This window comes from Cognaticolwellia aestuarii, assembly GCF_002000025.1.
In the GTDB taxonomy this organism is placed as follows: domain Bacteria; phylum Pseudomonadota; class Gammaproteobacteria; order Enterobacterales; family Alteromonadaceae; genus Cognaticolwellia; species Cognaticolwellia aestuarii.
In genome coordinates, this window is sequence record NZ_MUZV01000001.1 from 251,218 (window position 1) to 270,377 (window position 19,160).

Genomic DNA, 19,160 nt, shown 5'->3' on the forward strand with positions numbered 1-19,160 from the left:
GACACTACATCATAACAACATCAAACTGCTCTTGATTATACATGTTTTCAGTCTGTACTTTAATCTGCTTACCAATGAAAACCTCAAGCTCAGCAAGGTTATGATACTCATCGTTTATTAATGACTCACTCACCGACGACGAAGCGTAAACAATAAATTTGTCGGCATCGTATGCACGGTTAACACGAACAATTTCTCGTAAAATTTCAAAACACACAGTTTCAACCGTTTTAACATAACCGCGACCATGGCAAACTTCACACTCGCCACAAAGAATATGCTCTAAACTTTCGCGTGTGCGTTTACGGGTCATTTCAACTAGCCCTAACGCTGAAAACCCTGACAAACTATATTTAACATTATCTTTAGCCATGGCAACATCTAAACTATGCAGCACTCGACGTTGGTGCTCTTTATCATTCATATCGATAAAATCGACAATAATAATACCCCCAAGATTTCTCAACCTCAGTTGTCGAGCAATTGCCTGCGTCGCTTCAATATTAGTGTTAAATATTGTTTCTTCTAAATTTCGGTGTCCAACAAAGGCTCCGGTATTAATATCAATCGTGGTCATAGCTTCCGTTTGATCTATGATCAGATAGCCACCCGACTTCAACTCAATTCTGCGATGTAATGAACGTTGTATCTCACTTTCAACATCAAATAAATCGAATATTGGTCGCTCGCCGGGATAACATTCCAATACCGGCGCTAAGTTCGGCACAAATTCACTGGTAAACTCAACCAATTGCTCATAAGTTAGCTTAGAATCAATACGGATACGTTCAAGTGAAACCCCAACAAAATCACGAAGCACACGAAATGCTAATGATAAATCCTGATAAATAGGGTCTTTGGTTTGTTTACGCTCTTTACGCTCGGTCACCTTTGCCCAAACACGGCGTAAAAATTCGGCATCGTGTTGCAACTCTTCAATGCCAGCACCTTCAGCAGCAGTACGGACAATAAAGCCATGATCTTCGCCGCAATAAGGCGTAACAATAGACTTTAAACGGTTTCGCTCTTTCGGGTCTTCAATACGCTGTGATATTCCCGCATGACTAGCATTAGGCATTAGCACTAAAAAACGGGCGGCAACAGTAATATCCGTGGTTAAACGGGCACCTTTTGTGCCCATAGGATCTTTAACAACCTGAACAACAATATATTGCCCTTCATGTACCAAATTACGAATGTCTGGCACTTGTTCGCTATTACTATCTTCTTTTAAAATCAATTTAGAATTAATATCAGAGGCATGTAAAAAAGCAGCTTTACCTAAATTAATATCAACAAACGCGGCTTGCATACCCGGCAAAACTCGAATAATTTTCCCAAGGTAGATATTTCCTACTAAGCCCCGTCGAGCTTCGCGCTCAACATGCACTTCTTGTAGTGAACCATTTTCGATTAACGCTACCCGTGTTTCACTTGGAGTAACATTGATAAGTAATTCACCGCTCATATCGATTCCTGTTTAATCTGTTGTCATTGATGACTTAACACCGAATGCCGATAGCAACTGGGCTGTTTCATATAAAGGCAAGCCAACTACAGCAGAATAGCTACCACGAATTTGTTTAACAAATTGACCCGCAATGCCTTGAATACCGTAAGCGCCAGCTTTATCTTGCGGCTCACCTGTATGCCAGTAGTGTGTTATTTCTTTTTCACTTAGGGTTTTGAAATCTACCTCTGTACTTACTATAACAACCTCAAACCGTTGACCTTTAACCCCAGCAATTGCGGTAACCACTTCATGAGTATTGCCTGATAACATAGCCAACATAGTATGACAATCAGATAAAGATTCAGGCTTACCTAAAATATGCTGCCCAAATACCACACTAGTATCTGAACCAAGTACCACCACATCATCATGATGTTTAATAGCAATAGCCTGCGCTTTTTCTAACGCCAAACGAGCAACATATTGCTCAGGAGATTCACTCGACAGTACGCTTTCATCGATATCGGCAGGTACACAAGTGAAATCATAGCCAAGTTGTTTTAGTAATTCTTTACGGCGTGGTGATTGTGACGCCAAAATCAGGGTATTAGACATGTTATTTGATTCGAAAGTTTCGTCTTATTTTACGTAATAATAAAAATACCCAAGGCCACAATATAATTGTGGTAAGCACGGGGTATAAATAACTCGGCAAAAATACTGCATCAGTTAGAAAGCGTTGCAGCCAAAATACTATTAAATGATATAGCGCCGACAACACACCAACAATTAATGCTTGCTGCCAAATAGAAAAGTTGCGTATTTTTTGAAAATTTCCTGCCACAATATAAACAGAAATAGCCATTGCTGCAGCATGAACCCCTAAGGTTGAACCTAATAAAACATCAAGAATAAAGCCCATCACCCCCGCTGATATAACATTAACTCGGTTTGGTAACGCCAAGCACCAGTAAAGTAGTACAATCAGTACCCAGTCAGGTCGAAAAGCATCAACACTCAAAGGCAAAGGCATAATGCTCGCCATTAAAGCAACTAAAAAAGTTAACAAAATAATCAAGCGACTAGCAATGGTCATTTATTTTTAGCCTTTTCATCTGGTTTTAGCACTATATTTTTAGTTGCTTGCAAGTTGTTTTGCTCTGGCCATAACAATAAAACATAACGTAAGCGATCTATTTTCGCGACAGGTTGACTTTGAATTTGAGAAAAAGCTCGTGATTCATCTTGCAACACAGAAGTCACTTTTGCCACGGGATAGCCTTCTGGAAATTTACCGCCTAAGCCTGACGTAACTAACATATCATCAACTCGAATATCAGCACTATGCGGCACATGGTTATGTCCTAAGGTATCTATCACCCCAACCCCACTCGCAATTAAGCGAACGCCATTTCGGCTGACTCTGACCGGTACCGCATGAGTTACATCGGTGATCAGTAATACACGACTACTGGTAGTGCCAACATGCAGTATTTGACCTACAATACCTTCATCATCAATAACGGCTTGACCTTCATAAACGCCATCATTTGCCCCTCGATTAATGACCACTTGGTGGGTATAAGGGTCACTATCAACCGCTAAAATTTCAGCAACCATTTTTTTAGCATCACCACGTAATGGTGACGCAAGTAAGGCCCTTAAACGATCATTTTCGCGTTGTACAATCTGTAATTGTAACGCTTGTTCATGAAAAGCTAATTCATTGATTTTATATTGCTCGTTATCCGCAATAAGTTGACGACGAGTAACAATATTTTCTGCCGCCCAATTCATCATTTGTTTAGGCGCTGTTGCTAGGTATTGCAGAGGGCTCACCATAGACTGCAAATAACCGCGAGCAAACTCGAAGCTATTAGCTTTATGGTCAAAAAATATTAATAGTCCAGAACAAAACAGCACCAAAATAAGTCGGTGCTGTGGGGAAGGTCCATGCTTAAATATTGGATTCATTGCGTGAACTATTGATTATTCGTAAGAGAACAAGTCGCCGCCGTGCATATCAATCATTTCAATTGCCTTGCCACCGCCACGTGCCACACAAGTTAATGGATCATCAGCAACCACAACCGGAATGCCAGTCTCTTCCATTAATAAACGATCAATATCTTTCAGTAAAGCACCACCGCCAGTTAGAATCATACCGCGCTCTGAAATATCAGCTGCTAATTCAGGTGGTGATTGCTCAAGTGCAACCATAATAGCACTAACAATACCGGTTAACGGCTCTTGTAGTGCCTCTAAAATTTCATTGCTGTTGAGTGTAAAGCTACGAGGAACACCTTCAGCTAGGTTGCGACCGCGTACTTCAATTTCAACTAATTCTTCACCTGGATAAGCTGAGCCAATTTCATGCTTGATTCGTTCAGCGGTTGCTTCACCAATCAGGCTACCAAAATTGCGGCGTACATAGTTAATAATGGCATCATCAAACTTATCACCACCAATACGCACAGACGAAGAATAAACCACACCATTTAATGAAATAATACCAACTTCAGTAGTACCACCACCAATATCAACTACCATTGAGCCAGTTGCTTCTGATACTGGCATACCCGCACCAATTGCCGCTGCCATAGGCTCATCAATTAAGTAAACTTCACGTGCACCTGCACCCAAAGCTGATTCACGAATGGCACGACGTTCAACCTGTGTTGAACCACAAGGAACACAAACCAAAACACGTGGACTAGGACGTAAGAAGTTATTGCTATGCACTTGTTTAATAAAGTATTGCAACATTTTTTCTGTCACAAAAAAGTTAGCAATAACGCCATCCTTCATCGGGCGAATTGCTTCGATATTGCCCGGCGTACGGCCTAACATTTGTTTAGCTGCAGTACCAACAGCCGCTACACTTTTAGAGCCACCACTGCGATCTTGTCGAATAGCAACAACAGAAGGCTCGTTTAAAACAATGCCTTGGTCTTTCACATAAATCAGGGTATTTGCTGTTCCTAAGTCGATTGATAAATCGTTAGAAAACATGCCGCGTAATTTCTTAAACATATTGTCGAAATGTCCTTTAAACATCACCTAGGCAACAAATTGCCAGAATAGTATTGTGCTAAATTTGCCAACTTAAAATCAGCTGACAAATGATATTTGGTATTATTAACAAGCTATCATACCGCAGACTATAGCGCTTGTGTTGTTAGATTGATAAAAATATCGCGAAATATTCAGTTTTTTTGTTATTCATTAAATCAACAAGCGTTTACAGGCGGCAGGTCAACAAAATACTCAAGCCATCTCAACACTAATTGGCCACTTCACGCCATGAAATAATACGGTCGTTGCCGCGGTAAAGACCAAAGCTTAATGTAGCACTTGGATTAGCATCGAACGGACCATCACTCTTACCATCCTCATTACGCCAATCAAATTGCAACCATGCTGGCATTTGGTATTCAAAGTCCAGCACTCCTTGCTTAGTTGGTGAACTGAAAAATAATTGTTTTTGCTCACCTTCAATGAAAACACCACTAACACTCGCTTCAGTATCGGCAACCTGTATGTTGTCGGTTTCAATATCAATGAGACGATAATCCCAAATGTTCATATTACCTGAGTATTTTGTACCTGATTTTTTACCCTCTACACTCGCAGTTAAGCAACTTTCATTAGAGTTTATCGCAAAATTTTCACTGTCATATTTCCCGTTGGTGCCGTTATAAACCTCTATAGATAATGGTACTCGCAAACGTGTATTTTCTGAGCCATAGGCATTTGCTAACACCATTCGAGCAAAACGAATATCAACACCAGTGCTGACAAGCTTTTCAATAGCGGCTTCAGCTATTTCATTGTTGGCTGGATTGATTTGTAAAGTAACGCCATCTTGATCGGTAATTTGCTGGGGTACAAAAGGAATTTTCGCCGAAAATGGCTTTAAGAAACTAGTTTCATCCCGATCATAACTAAAATGGTCATTATCTGAAAACGTATAAAGCATTTGTCCGGCAACTAAAGCGCCTTCATCATTAACACTAAACTCTAGCTTACCTGGCTCCATAAACGCAGTGATCTCAACAAAGTTTGCAGCATTTTCATCAACCGTTAAGTCTTCGTCATTAACACGTAGCTGCTCATCGTCATGGTCAGGCAGAGTAATATCAACCCCCGTTGCCAGCAATCTCATAGAGTTCTCTGCTGCACCTAGTGTATAATTTTCGGTTATTTCATTTTGAGCATTATAAGCGGTAATGGCTATTGTAGGCGCGAGACTATAACCAATAGTGCCTTTGTTGTCAGTTGTGCGTTGGCCGGTATAAGTCCAATTTGCTATTTCACAGCGCCCTGAATCTGCATCACTGTGATAGGCATCAAGCTTGCCTTTGGTACTAACCGTTTGCTTAAAATATGCAGGAATAAAGCGCCCCATTGTTAGAGTATTTGCAGAGACTAAGCCCGTACTGCCGGACAAACCGCCATAATTACTATCTTGTAGCTCGACATTAATAACACCAACTTCATTATATCGCCCACCATTAAATACTGATTGCCCTTTATCGCCATCGCTAAAATTAGTTAATATCACAGGCTGAAAGCCAGTATCGCTTTCAATACTTGTATTATCGAGGTGCGTAAACTGACCATTGATGGTACCTGCAAGAGCAGGCACTACTCGTGTCACCTTTAGTTTTAATGCTCCATCACTTTGTCGATAGTTTTGTGTAATATCACCGTTCTCATTTAAGGCACGAACATGAAAAGTAAAATCTTTGCCTGCAACAAAAGTGCTATCAGCAGTGGCGTTATAACTGGCCGTAGAGTTAATCACAAATTTGTCTGGCTTTACCCAAAAGCTATTTGAACTGCCAACAATAGCAATATCGTCATTAGCATATTTTGCATGTAAACGAATTTGCCCAGCATCTAGATACTGAGGTTTTACAATAGTCGCAGTACTCTCAGCATCAAAAGCTAAGGTAACATCGTTGGAAAATTGTGGATATTTTGCAATATTCTTGTCACCCGTTTGGAAAGCTAAGCCGGGGTTAAAGTTTAAATCTGGCGTTATATTTTCTTGAGATAAGCTAACAGTAACATCACCAGAAAATAAACCTTCACACACCCCATTATTACTTTTGACCGCTTGCAGTTTTAGGGTGTCGGCAAATTCTTTACCTGATATTTGATGTGCAATAGTCTCATTATTATCGTTACTAGAAAGAAACCTAAAGCCAGCGTTTTCAAAGCCCATGTTACAGCTATCACCGACACCTGAACACTCAAAAGCATGACTGGCATTCACGCTTACATCGTCAACTGATAAAGTTAATGTTTCTGCGGTGGTATGATTAAACGTAAAGCTTGTACTGCCTGTAAAGGTTGGTGATGCTTTAATAATACGCCCATCAGTTGGACTAATGACAGTAAAGTTTAAGCTCACCGCTTCGGTACTTAAATCACTATTGCTTGCACATTCGCTATTAGTGCAAGCTTTAAGGGTGATTTGCTCAGCGGCACAAGTTAAACCATTACCATCATGCACAATTTCATAGTGATGAATAACGGGCTCCGCGCAAGGGTGTCTTTTAGCATAAATCTTATTGATTTCAGCAGCACTTAACGCGCCTTTAAAAATATGCACTTCATCAATCAACCCTGAGAAGAATCGACTAGAAATACGCTGATCTTGCCCTATTTGTAAGGGGTCATTGTTTAATATTAAGTCCCCCGTTACCGCGCTAGATCCTTTTTCAACACCGTTAATATAGATTACTTGCTTACCACTTTCATAAGTTATGGCAACGTGATACCAGTTACCCGCTGTAATACCGGCACCCGATGTAGAAAAAGACGATGTTTGCCACCACCAGTTAATTTCACCTGAAGGTTGCAGGTGAAATTCGTAGTTCTCATCTTTCGAAACAATAGTTTTTAGGCCAGAGCTTGGTAATGATTTGGGATTTATCCAAACACTTACCGTTAATGTTTTTTGTAAATCTAAGGGAAAGTCACTCGTACCATCATCGTCAATTTGAATATAGTCATCAATGCCATCAAATTCTCCATAGCTACAAGTACCAGGATTACCCGTTAGCGCTGAGGTTGCGCTATTAGTAGTAAGGCCATTGAACGCTTGGCCATTAAAATTACCTGTTTCATCAATAACTTCATCGGGGGATCCATTCCATGATAACGATTCCATTGAAAATTGCGCAATCAATTCACTGTCACAAATAATAGATTCGCCATCAAGATCTAAACCGTTACTTTGATAATTATATATTTGATTAATTTGTGTTTGGCCAATAACACCATCAAAAATAACCAGCTCATCCATTAGGCCATTAAAAGCCTGGGAAGAATCAAAACGATTACCAACACTATCCTGCTCTTGCCCCAAAATCAGACTTTCTACACTCCGCGGGCTTGTTGTTAAAGCTATACACCCTTGAGCAATACTATCAATAAATAGACAACTCTGATTATCACCATGTGTCCAAACTAGGTGACGCCAAGTGTCTCCTGCAATCGAAGAGGTAGTTAAAGTGCTAATCGGCCTATCTTTTAGATATGGCCTAAAGCTTGTGTCACGCGTAAACCACATCAATAGTTCATTATGGCTGCCTGATGTGGCGCCAGATAGAATACTCTGATTACTAGTTTTAGCCGTTTTCAGCCAAAGTGAAATACTAAACTCGCTTTTATTATGTAAAACATCTTTATCAATTACGACATAGTCTTGAGTACCTGTTGTAGATAAATCAAGTGCTTGACACACCTTACCTTCTACCGTTTGTGCTGATCGCGCTGTGCTATGAAACTCGCCAATACTGTCTTTAACTTCGCCAGCAACATTAGCATATTCTCTTTCGTCGAACTTAAAGTTAGCAATGGCGGTAACAGGAATAGCTTTCTGACAAAACTCACCAAAATCAGCCGTAAAAACATCGCTATCGTAAGTCAAAATAGAGTCAGAGTTTACGGTAAACTTCTCTCCTGAGGTCACCCCATGTAAGAAACTTGCCGATGTAAAAGTAATATCCTTAGCATACAGAGCGCCTGAAAAGGTCACTCCGCTATTTAGCGTTACATCCCCATTAACATGCATCACGAGTTTACTTACATCACCGGATATATTTTTACCGCTTGAGTTAACCATAGTTGCGGCAGTAAATAATACTCCTGAGTCAATATAAACAACGGCAGTGCCCGCACCGACGACGTTGATTTCGACACTTGACGCTACCGAAAATTGACCAAAATAATAGGTTTTTCCTGCAGACAAGTTAAGTGTGTTGTTAAAGCCTAAAGATAAGTTCTCAAAAAAATAAACATCATGGTTAGCACTAAAATTAAGTACTGCATCGGAGTTAGCGGTTATTTGATCATAATTATTGACACTTGTGGTGCCAAAAGTCGTTATTTGATTGCTCGGTGGACTATAGTCAATGGTGCCACTACCGCGTAAAAAATCGGCATTAACCTCTAGTGAAGCTTGACCAGAAGCCATGCAATTAGCCGTCGAACAACTGTTAATGTTCGAACCTAAGTTATGACTAATTTGAAAAGTCGACAATACGGTATCAGGGTTATTGATAAGGCGTGCATTGTAACCAAAATCAACACTACTGGTGTTTGCGCTAGCGCCATGAGAAGCAATAACATCAGGAAATACAGCTTGACATTCAGCGGCCAAAACAGGAGCTGAAAAAGCGCTATAAATCAGCATAAACAAAGCAGTAAAATATTTAAATTTACACATAATAACAACCTTCTATCTTAATACTTTACTAGCATGTTGATTGATATCAGCACTAATTGTTAACGTCGAGTAAAGTCACACTCTACACTAACTGAAATAAATTATATCGCATTAGCCAAGCTTTTTTATATCGCCTCCCCATGAAATACGTCACTTCAAAACGAGGAAAGCCAGTTTTTTCACCTGTCAATAAGGCAATACACCAAGACAGCTTGCATACTACTCAAGCTGCGTAGAAACCACTTCTACATACTTCGAGCTTCCACTTCAATCACTCTCGAGGTAGTTTCACCAGCGATATTGCACTGTCCGACACTTGTAATGGTATAATAACGTACCCCATTATGAGTGAAGTCATCACATTTAATAGGGTCGACTATTTCACAAGCGTTAAAACCCTTTATTGTACTGATTATGGGTGGCTTATGGCTAACATCAGCACATGTATTTACTGCGCTGCTATTTAAACCCACAGGAAACAACTGTGCTAACTGCCATTGCACCCCCGTTTGGGCAGCGTTGTAGGCACGCGTTCCTAATACTTCAAACGCTAAATTTTCTTGACTAGAGTCCATCATTTTAACCAAAGCAGCGCCAAGTAATGACATCACAACAATAACAAAAATAGCAATAACTAACGAACTACCTCTACGCGGTCGATAATAGCCTAAGTTATGATGAAACAGTTGATTCTTTAATTTACGGTTACGGGACATTAGGCACCTGAATTTCATGACTAAAATTTATTTCTTCATCATTTCTAACGAATTTAAAACGCACAATAACCATAGCGTTTCTTTGTAACGTGCTAGGTAGGGTTTCGAACGGAACAACTCGACCCGCTGCTGAGAAGTTTTCTAGATCTTCAGCCATTAAAACACCACCGTTATTCGGCTTACCATTAGTGTCATAGCCGTTATAGCCTTTATAGCGTCTAAGCTGTTCACTTTCAATACAATAACTCACGGGTTCGTCGATAAAGAACAGTCGCTTAGTCGGTGATTCAGCGACAAATAAAATATTATTGGTGAAATTAATCGTTGATGGTGTTTGTTTATCGCCAGCGTTATCTAGAGAAGAAAATTCAGCGACCACCCCCGGAGTTTTAGTATAAATATCGGCCGTATTTAATGCATATATCGAGACATACTTGGTTGTTGCTTGTAGCGAATCTTCTAGCATGAGTACTTCGATGCTATTGCTGGCCGCTTCCGGAGCTACGGGAATATCAACATAAATAACACTTTGGTCGATAGGGGTAAACTCTAAACATTGAGCATTATTGCCGATAGTACGTATGCTATTGGGCAGTGCATTTCTGACTTCTCGACTAAGCCGCTCAAGCGAAAATCTCGCGGTTGAAATAAGTGCATCACGATCCGCTGCATCGGTATAACTTTGAGTGCCAAATCGTAAAAAACTCGTGATACTCGTGGCAACAATACCCAAAATAACGATCACTGTGACGAGCTCAACTAAAGTAAATCCCTTTGATTTAGCCGATAATAAGCGCATTAAAAATTAGCCTTAAAGGCAGAAAAAACGAAGTCAAATTGCTGCGGCGTTGTTACCGTCACCGTGATCAACTTAGCCGTGTAATTATTTGCATTAGCGGTGACCCGATAGTTACTTTCGTTAGTCACACTAACTTTTACTTGAAAACCACGGTAAATATCTTTTAAAGGATCACCGGCCCCTAGAGAACTCTCAATTTCATTAATGACTAAGTCATTATAATCGTCAACATCATCGAATAATGCCCTATCACCAGACTCTTCATTGCCTAAATTTACTGAACATGCTCGTTCGCCATCTGTTACTTCAATGGCGCCATCATTGTTGATGTCATCGCCACAGCGGTATAAGCCGCCAGACATATCAGAGTTTTCATCAAATGCTTTTGATAAAATCTCATTCATCATTGATTGGCCTAACTCAGCGGCTCTAATTTGATGAATTTGTTCTGCGCTTTGTTTAGACAAGGGATAAAGTAACGTTGTGAAAATTGCAAAAGATATTGATAGCACCACAATACCAATGACGGTTTCAATCAAGGTAAAGCCTCTCTGCAATTGCCGAGCATGAGCAACACCTAGCAATGCACCATGATTAGCTAGCATGAATATAGCCCTCTGACTCGATAATAACTTGTAATGCTTGCTCACCGGTAATGGTGATTTCGATTTTTCTATTGTTGCCATTAACGCTGGGCCGGCCCATAGCATCAAAAGCAAAAATAAGCCCTGCGGGACTAAAAGTAACGCTATCATCACTCGCAATTGTCACACTTGTAGCTCTTTGCTGTCTTGGGTCTGCATACTCTGCAATTGGGCTGCAAAGCACTTTTGTTAGCTGTTTAGTGGCTAACTGCACTTGATGACAAAACTTATTGCTCGTGGCAGAGGGGGAATTAACTTGTTGCATCGCACGCGTTTGTATTAAGCGTAATTTGGCGATTATGTCAGTGCGATAAGCATATTCAGAAAAGCCATTTTTACTAAAAAATTTAGGCGTAACTGTAACAGCAAGAATACCTAAAACTATAATAACCAGAATAAGTTCTATTAAAGTAAACCCTTTTGAATTCATCTACTACGACCTTTTATCTGTTTACCTTAGAAAACACAAGTAATCATAAATTATTATAACCGCTGTGCATAAATTCGAACATTTCAAACTAGGGAAAACAGCTTTCTGCGAAGCACACTCTGCTACGATAATTATAGGCTTAATCATTGTTGTACAAGTATATCTCAGCAGTTTTATAAAGCTAAGCGTTATCAGTTTCTTAAGTATTATGTGGCTTTAGCATTACATCTAGCTATATCTTTTGAGCCTTTTACCACCAGATTATCAATGTGTATGCTTTACTTACGTTGTTATTTTATCGTAGAGCGCTAAACTCTACATTGAGCGCTAAACTCTACATTAGATTTGTAAGAACACATAGATCGATAGCAAATTAACATTCATGATTAAAAGATACTTAAGCCTAAAGCTAAAATATCGATATAAAAAAGGAGAGCTTAGCCCCCCTTTAACTCATTCAACTCAATATTAACAATCGTCTAATGAAGAACTGTCAATCACTGGGCGTATGTCAACACCAGCTGAACGCGTATAAGTAAGTCGACAATTAGTCGTGTTCGATGCAGCAGAAACATGTTGAATTCTAGCTGGGTCACCGTTCGTTACTCTAAAGTCGCCCGTAGCACTTGAATCGATGTCCAACAAACCTAAAATACTACTGGCATTAGCAGTAGAGTCACCACTTCCGTTGCCTCTCCACCTAGCCGCAGGATAACCATTATGGAGTCTATAAAATACTCCTTTAACCTCAACTGTTTGGTCACCAGATGTTTGACCATCGATGATTGCTTTAGCATGTATAATACTCACAGCACTTACCATGCTGGTTTCAACACCTCTCATCACTGCAGCTTTTGCATCACCCGTTAAGTCAATAAACTTAGGCGCAGCAGTTGCCGCTAAAATACCCAAAATCACAATGACCACGACTAACTCAATGAGTGTAAAACCCTTTTGGCTACTAAAAGTGTTGCCTGTAAACTTATTCATAATATAAACCTTTTGTTTTTAACTTTTCTAGAACTAATTATTGATATAAACCACGACTGAACTGTTTGCTGGCTGATAAGTAAAACTATTGGTATTGCCAGTATCTGTTGCTGTGCCTGGGTCTGTATAATTATCGCCACTTTTATCTAACGTTTCCTTTAAATAGAAGTGGCAGAGAGTTGTAGCACCTGAGCCTGATTTTGCTGCTAAGTAATCTATACCATTATCGTTATTCAAAGTTGTAATTGCGTCTGTTATACGCGGCGGTTGTTGGAAAATGTTTTGCCATATATCAACACAGTTAGCCGATGTGAAGCCAGTGCCTAACCCTGCACCATTATTATTTCGTCCGGCAACTGATGAAACAACATAACCGGGTCTGATACCTGTAGCCTCAGTTGTTAATACTAAGTCTGCACCGTCGTAGCTAACAACATTACGGTTAGTGCCATCTGTAGGACGCCCTTCTGCTTCCCATTGTGCACGAGCTAATGAGATCGCAGTAGCAAAACCGCCAGCCATGCCTTCAATGTTTGCTTGTTTTGCTTGATCAGTTAAGTCTAGGAATTTAGGGATTGCGGTAACCGCCAAAAACCCTAAGATCACAACAACGATAACTAACTCTATAAGGGTAAAACCTGACTGTTTTCTCATAACAACCTCTTAATTATAATATCAACTTTGCTTTAATTTTATTCTAACAACGAAATACTAATAAAGTCACTTACTTAGTTACATTTCCATAAAAATTAGAATAAAACATCGTGTTTACGCTAATCCTGAGAACGAGCCAGTAGATTTTAGTGTCTTAATTGCACCTGACTGACTTTGCCATCATGGCGATAGTAAGTAAAATACTCACCACTGGATAAACTATATTGACAATAATTCATCTTCTCATATGTAGGACCAACCAACACTGCCCCAATAGGTTGCTTCATATAAACTAAAGGTGATCCCATCACAAAATGCCAAATTTCTTGGCATGATAAATCTGAACTTCCAGCGTCAACCCAGCCTTTGCTATTAACAGGAACCTTTACCTCATTGCTACCATCGGCTAGCTGGTTACTAGCTTGAATCTTAACCAAATGTGGTTGTTTATCCATAAACCACTGTGCACGAATACCATTGACTCTTGCAGAAAAAACTTGCGCTATCGATTCGAAACCAGCACGGGTCAGTTGTCCTTGGTGTTTAAAAAAATAAAATATAAAAGTCGCCATTAATAATGCTACCAGCACAACTACCATAAGAATTTCTGCTAGAGACTTTTCCTTTTTTTCAGCAACCTGTAATGATGTCATTGTTTTACCATATAAAGAAGTTCATTTACTTACCTTGGAATGCTGACATCATATCCCACATAGGGGTAAAGATACCTAACGCTAATACCAAGACCATAACAGCGACAATTGCAACCATAATAGGCTCAATACGCGCTGTTAATGTACTAAGTTCATAGTCTACTTCTCGTTCATAATAATCACCAACTTCTGCCAGTAACTCATCAACTCGCCCTGTTTCTTCACCGACAGCGACCATCTGTAACACTAAAGGAGTAAATAAGGTACTGGTAACCGCCGAGCGTAATAAACTTTCACCACTTTCAATACTACTACGCATGGCAATAATTTTTTCACGCATAAAAGTATTATCAACGGCATCAGCAACGAGTGTTAAGCCAGACGTCATTGGTACGCCAGCACGTAAAATAATGGCAAAGGTATGAGCAAAACGAGATAGAATTGAACGTTCAATAACCCCACCAACAACCGGTAATTTCAACTTGCGCCTGTCCCAACCGTACATCCCAGCAGGTGTTTTTAAGTAATACTTAATCGCAAAAAAGCCAACAACACTGGCGATCAACATATGCGGCCAATAGTTGAGAAAGAAGTTGGAGCTAGCAATCAGCATTTTAGTTGCCCAAGGTAAGTCAGCGCCGAGCTTACTAAACATATTTGCGAAGGTCGGAATTACAAAAATATTTAAAATAACTAACGCAGCAACAATGGCAATCAAAACAAAGCTAGGATAGCGTAAAGCGGTTTTAATGCGTTTACGGGTTTCTTGTTCACGCTCAAAATAGCTGGCAAGCTTTAGAAATGCATCGTCGAGATTACCTGTATTCTCGCCAACATGGACCAGAGAAACAAACAAGGGCGTAAATATTTTGGGGTGCTGATGTAAAGCATTAGAAAGCGGAAAGCCACCCTCTAGTTGCGCAGAAATATCTGTTAATGCTGACTTTAACTTTACTGATGTACTTGATTCTGCCATGCCATTGATGGCTCTTAAAATAGGTACACCTGACTTAACCAAGGCATACATTTGCCGACAAAAAACAATTAAATCGTCCAAGGTAACTTGGTTAAAACCCAATAAATCACTAATATCAATATTTTTTGATGAAATGTCAGTGTCAGCCTGTTCAGCGCTTTCTATAGATATCGGAATAATACGTTTACGGGATAATTGCTCAGCAACCATAGCGGAATTGACCGCTTCGATAGCGCCTTTTACTTGGCTACCATTGGCATCTCGCCCAATATAATTAAATGCTGGCATAATATTATTGCTTATCCTGTAACGTCAACGGTTTCAACTAAACGTAAGACTTCTTCAACACTGGTGATACCTAATTTAGCATAATCAAATGCTGCAAGTGCTAATGGTCTAAACTCCGGATGCTGCTTGGCTGCTTGTGTGAAGGCCTCAGTATCTTCACGTTTTAATGCTGACATCATAGCTTCATTCATTTCTAATAATTCAAAAACACCGATCCGACCTTTATAGCCAGTATAGTGACAACTTTGACATCCCCTGCCGTTACTAAATGTAATAGCACTGATGTCACTGTCCGCAAGATTCGATAGCCACATCATTTCCTGTTGATCGGGTTGGTGAACTTGTCGACAATTTTCACAAATTTTTCGCACTAAGCGCTGCGCAATAATTGCTCTTAATGAACTGCCGACTAAAAAACCAGCTGCGCCCATATCTAATAAGCGCAGGGCACTAGTGATAGCATCATTCGTATGTAGTGTAGACAAAACTAAATGACCAGTTAATGCGCCTCGCAGACCAATTTCAACCGTTTCTTGGTCACGCATCTCACCCACCATCAGAATATCAGGGTCTTGTCGGAGCGCCGTGCGCAGTACGCTTGAAAATGTCAGGTTTATTTTGCTATTCACCTGCACCTGATTAACTCGTGGTAAGCGATATTCGACAGGATCTTCAACCGTAATTATTTTTTTACTCGCTTGGTTTAGCTCACTTAGTGCGGCATATAACGTTGTTGTTTTACCACTACCTGTGGGACCAGTAACCAACACCATGCCATGAGGCCGTGATATTTGATGGCGGATACGCTGCACAAATTGCTCTGGCATGCCTGTTTCATCTAGCGACAATAACCCAGCAGATTGATCTAGTAGTCGCATAACAACGGATTCACCATGTTGTACTGGCATAGTCGACATACGTACATCAATGCTATGGCCTTTAATTTGCAGGTTAAATCGACCGTCTTGCGGTAAGCGCTTTTCAGAAATATCCAAGCCCGCCATCAGCTTTAAACGCAACACCATTGCTGAGGCAATTTTATTCTCTTTTAATATATTTTCTTGCAACACGCCATCAATACGCTGACGAATACGTAACGAGTTTTCATCTGGCTCAATATGGACATCGGATGCTCGCATTTGCACCGCATCCTCAAAAACCGATTGCAATAGCTTACCAACAGTTGCGTCACCCCCCTCTTCAAGAAAGGTACTTGATAAATCGAAGTTACTTCCTTGATCATATTCTTCCTCAAGCTGGCTAGCAAAGGATTCAATATCAGCTGTACGGCGATATAAACTATCGAAAGCGTCAAACAGTTGCGATTCCATTATCACCGCTAGTTTTAAACGCTTTGGCGATAACATTTGTTCAAGTTGATCAAGGGCACTTAAATCCGCTGGGTCGCTCATACCAATGAGGACAGAATCCCCTTGTTCTTCAATAATCAGGGCACGCAAACGTCTTGCATGCACTTCTGGTAATAACAAGGCAACTTCGGGGGGAATTCTTCGTTGGCTAATATCTAAAAATGGCACATCAAGCTGTTGCGCTAAAAACTCTAGCAGCTGTTTTTCACCAATATGACCTAATTCAATTAAGGCATCACCGAGTTTTCTGCCACTGGTTTTTTGGCTATTTAACGCTTGTATCAACTGTTCATTACTAATGATATGTTCGTGAACAAGCAAGTCGCCCAAACGCATTTTTAATTTAGGTGCTGCCATATTATTCTCCTAACTCTATCAGGCGTTGACGAGCAAACTGCATCGCACTATTAGATAAGTCATTGCGTGTTATTGCTTGTTTATAGGCATCTCTTGCCAGCACAAATTTACCAAGGCTATCTAATGACACTGCAGATCCCAACCACCATCGCCCAACATGAGGCTCAAGTGCAATAAGTTTTTCATAAGCAACAATGGCATTGTCATGCTCGTTTAAATCTGCTGCCGTATTTGCGAGTAGTATTTGTAATTCTGTATTTGAACTATAATTTACTGGCCTTAAGACATTATAGGCTGGTCTTGGCTGGCCTTGTTCATAATAAATGCGTGCCGTCATCAGGCGCATTTCTTCTGACTGAGGTGCCAACGCTATACCTTGTGATAATAGGTTCACTGCATCTTGATATGATTTTTTACCATACCACAGTGCTGCCAGCTGTTTACGCGCTGTTTCATGTTCAGGTATGATCAACAACACTTCTTCAAATAAGGCTTCAGCCTTGAGTATGTCATTACGCTCAATGGCTTGCTCTGCTTGAGTTATTTTATTAGCCGCTAGCGCCTGTGGAGTCAACTGTGTACGCGAAATTGTTAAGCTTGGCGTAGCTTTCGCAACATTAGCCACTTGTTTACGCCCAGTAATATCACTTGTATTTTCAACGTTCTCAGCATCAAGCGCAGACATTTTCTCTGTATTACTCGAGAGGCTAGTTGCTAGGGGATTAATGTTAACGCTATCATTATTAACGGGCTTTTTTGCTGAAACTGATGACTGCTTTGATAGCTCATCAGCAATATCACTAGCCGCTTGTTTTACTGACGATGTTACTATTGTTGATTTTTCTGACGCTGCATCAACTGCAACAAAAGGCGCTTGATATGCACTTTGCTTATCATCAACCATCTCACTAGCATCCGTTAAAACGACGTCACTAACAGTGCGATCATTATTAGCATTGATAGCGGTAGCATTGGTTTGCACCTGCTCTTTTAACTGTTGATTTTCGCTGTAAAGTTGCCAGCTAAATATGCCAAGAATATTTAAAACTATAATAGCCACAATGATAAATATCACTCGACTAGTTGAAGATTTTGCGGTCAATGGAGCCACAGCTTGGGCGCTATTTTTTTGTTCACTTTGACGCTTGTCTAAATCTTTTAGCATTTGGTTGATGACGCTCATAGTGATATCCCATTAACATGCCATGAATAATATAAGCTAAGAATAACCGCAATAATTAATACGCCTGCTAAATAAAACTTATAAGGCGTTTTATGCTGCATACCTTCAGTATCTTGAATCGCTTTTGATAAGTGCTTTTTAGTAAGCTGATAACATCCTTCGCCGTAACCAAGCATCAACATTTTATGACAAATAATATTCACCAGCCGTGGAATACCTTGACTAACATTAGCAATTTTTTTCGTAATAGCTCGGCTAAATAAATTTGCACCTTTGTAACCAGCAATCTTTAAACGATGCTGAATGTAATGCTCTACTTCTAGCGCGGTCATGGCTCGCAATTTATAAGAAAAGGTGATTCGCTGCTTTAATTGTCGAAAAGCTTTTTCGGCTAATCGCTCATCTAACTCAGGTTGTGCGAATAACACTACCTGTAATAACTTTCTTGTTTCTGTTTCAAGGTTAGTGAAAAGTCGCAATGCTTCAAGGCTTTCTGCCGGTAATGCTTGTGCTTCATCTAAAATCAACACCACAGAGTGCCCCTGATTGTGTAGCTCCAACAGTCTTTGTTGGATACGTTGAGTTAGAAGTTGCAATGACATACGTTGTGCTTGCTTAACACCAAGTTCAACAGCAACCGCGCGTCTTAATTCATCAGGCTTTAAATATGGGTTAGGAATATAAGCGGTAACAAAATGTTCGGGAATTTCATTCAGCAACTTACGACATAGTAAGGTTTTTCCTGTACCAACTTCACCAATGACTTTAATGAAACCCTCACCAGTTTTTAATGCCGTTAGCAATACGGCAAGTGCCTCATTATGAGGCTCTAAACCGAGATAGAAGTTGGTGTTCGGTGTTAAAGTAAACGGTAGTTCCCTTAAGCCAAAGTGATACAAATACATA

Annotated in this window: 17 protein-coding genes; all 17 read right to left on the bottom strand. The window is 40.1% G+C overall.

What is annotated here, in order from left to right; all coding sequences use genetic code 11:
• Window positions 1-4: 4 nt before the first annotated feature.
• Window positions 5-1,468, bottom strand: a complete 1,464-nt coding sequence (gene rng / locus B0169_RS01105; RefSeq protein WP_077283863.1) for a ribonuclease G — start codon at window positions 1,466-1,468, stop codon at window positions 5-7.
• A gap of 12 nt (window positions 1,469-1,480) precedes the next feature.
• Window positions 1,481-2,068 carry a Maf family protein gene (locus B0169_RS01110; protein WP_077283865.1) on the bottom strand — a complete coding sequence of 196 codons (588 nt, stop codon included), beginning with the start codon at window positions 2,066-2,068 and terminating at the stop codon, window positions 1,481-1,483.
• Window position 2,069: 1 nt separating this feature from the next.
• Window positions 2,070-2,549: a rod shape-determining protein MreD gene (mreD, locus tag B0169_RS01115; protein ID WP_077283866.1), complete on the bottom strand. Its 480-nt coding sequence runs from the start codon at window positions 2,547-2,549 to the stop codon at window positions 2,070-2,072.
• On the bottom strand, window positions 2,546-3,427 hold the full coding sequence (gene mreC, locus B0169_RS01120; protein ID WP_077283868.1) for a rod shape-determining protein MreC: 882 nt from the start codon (window positions 3,425-3,427) through the stop codon (window positions 2,546-2,548). The genes mreD and mreC overlap by 4 nt, the downstream gene beginning before the upstream one ends.
• Window positions 3,428-3,442: 15 nt before the next feature.
• Window positions 3,443-4,486, bottom strand: coding sequence for a rod shape-determining protein (locus tag B0169_RS01125; RefSeq protein WP_077283870.1), 1,044 nt, complete (start codon window positions 4,484-4,486; stop codon window positions 3,443-3,445).
• 250 nt (window positions 4,487-4,736) lie between these two features.
• Window positions 4,737-9,194: a DUF6701 domain-containing protein gene (locus B0169_RS01130; protein ID WP_077283872.1), complete on the bottom strand. Its 4,458-nt coding sequence runs from the start codon at window positions 9,192-9,194 to the stop codon at window positions 4,737-4,739.
• Between the two features lie 245 nt (window positions 9,195-9,439).
• Complete coding sequence (locus B0169_RS01135; RefSeq protein ID WP_077283874.1) at window positions 9,440-9,910, bottom strand: pilus assembly PilX N-terminal domain-containing protein; 471 nt, start codon at window positions 9,908-9,910, stop codon at window positions 9,440-9,442.
• Window positions 9,900-10,709 carry a PilW family protein gene (locus tag B0169_RS01140; RefSeq protein WP_077283876.1) on the bottom strand — a complete coding sequence of 270 codons (810 nt, stop codon included), beginning with the start codon at window positions 10,707-10,709 and terminating at the stop codon, window positions 9,900-9,902. The genes B0169_RS01135 and B0169_RS01140 overlap by 11 nt, the downstream gene beginning before the upstream one ends.
• A complete protein-coding gene (locus B0169_RS01145) occupies window positions 10,709-11,314 on the bottom strand; it encodes a type II secretion system protein (protein ID WP_077283878.1) in 606 nt (201 codons plus the stop codon). The genes B0169_RS01140 and B0169_RS01145 overlap by 1 nt, the downstream gene beginning before the upstream one ends.
• Window positions 11,304-11,783, bottom strand: a complete 480-nt coding sequence (locus B0169_RS19595) for a type II secretion system protein (RefSeq protein WP_077283880.1) — start codon at window positions 11,781-11,783, stop codon at window positions 11,304-11,306. The genes B0169_RS01145 and B0169_RS19595 overlap by 11 nt, the downstream gene beginning before the upstream one ends.
• A 468-nt stretch (window positions 11,784-12,251) precedes the next feature.
• Entirely contained in the window at window positions 12,252-12,773 is a 522-nt protein-coding gene (locus B0169_RS19665; RefSeq protein WP_077283883.1) for a type II secretion system protein, read from the bottom strand.
• Window positions 12,774-12,806: 33 nt separating this feature from the next.
• Window positions 12,807-13,427, bottom strand: a complete 621-nt coding sequence (locus B0169_RS19670; protein ID WP_077283885.1) for a prepilin-type N-terminal cleavage/methylation domain-containing protein — start codon at window positions 13,425-13,427, stop codon at window positions 12,807-12,809.
• Window positions 13,428-13,573: 146 nt separating this feature from the next.
• On the bottom strand, window positions 13,574-14,080 hold the full coding sequence (locus B0169_RS01165) for a hypothetical protein (protein ID WP_077283887.1): 507 nt from the start codon (window positions 14,078-14,080) through the stop codon (window positions 13,574-13,576).
• A 25-nt stretch (window positions 14,081-14,105) separates the two neighbouring features.
• Complete coding sequence (locus B0169_RS01170; RefSeq protein ID WP_077283889.1) at window positions 14,106-15,344, bottom strand: type II secretion system F family protein; 1,239 nt, start codon at window positions 15,342-15,344, stop codon at window positions 14,106-14,108.
• A gap of 11 nt (window positions 15,345-15,355) precedes the next feature.
• The gene (locus B0169_RS01175) at window positions 15,356-17,071 is read right to left on the bottom strand and encodes a GspE/PulE family protein (protein ID WP_077283891.1); all 1,716 of its coding nucleotides are present in this window, start codon (window positions 17,069-17,071) and stop codon (window positions 15,356-15,358) included.
• A 1-nt stretch (window position 17,072) separates the two neighbouring features.
• Window positions 17,073-18,254, bottom strand: a complete 1,182-nt coding sequence (locus B0169_RS01180; protein WP_077283893.1) for a tetratricopeptide repeat protein — start codon at window positions 18,252-18,254, stop codon at window positions 17,073-17,075.
• Entirely contained in the window at window positions 18,251-19,159 is a 909-nt protein-coding gene (locus B0169_RS01185; RefSeq protein WP_077283895.1) for an ExeA family protein, read from the bottom strand. Before B0169_RS01185 ends, B0169_RS01180 begins: the two co-directional genes overlap by 4 nt.
• Window position 19,160 lies beyond the last annotated feature (1 nt).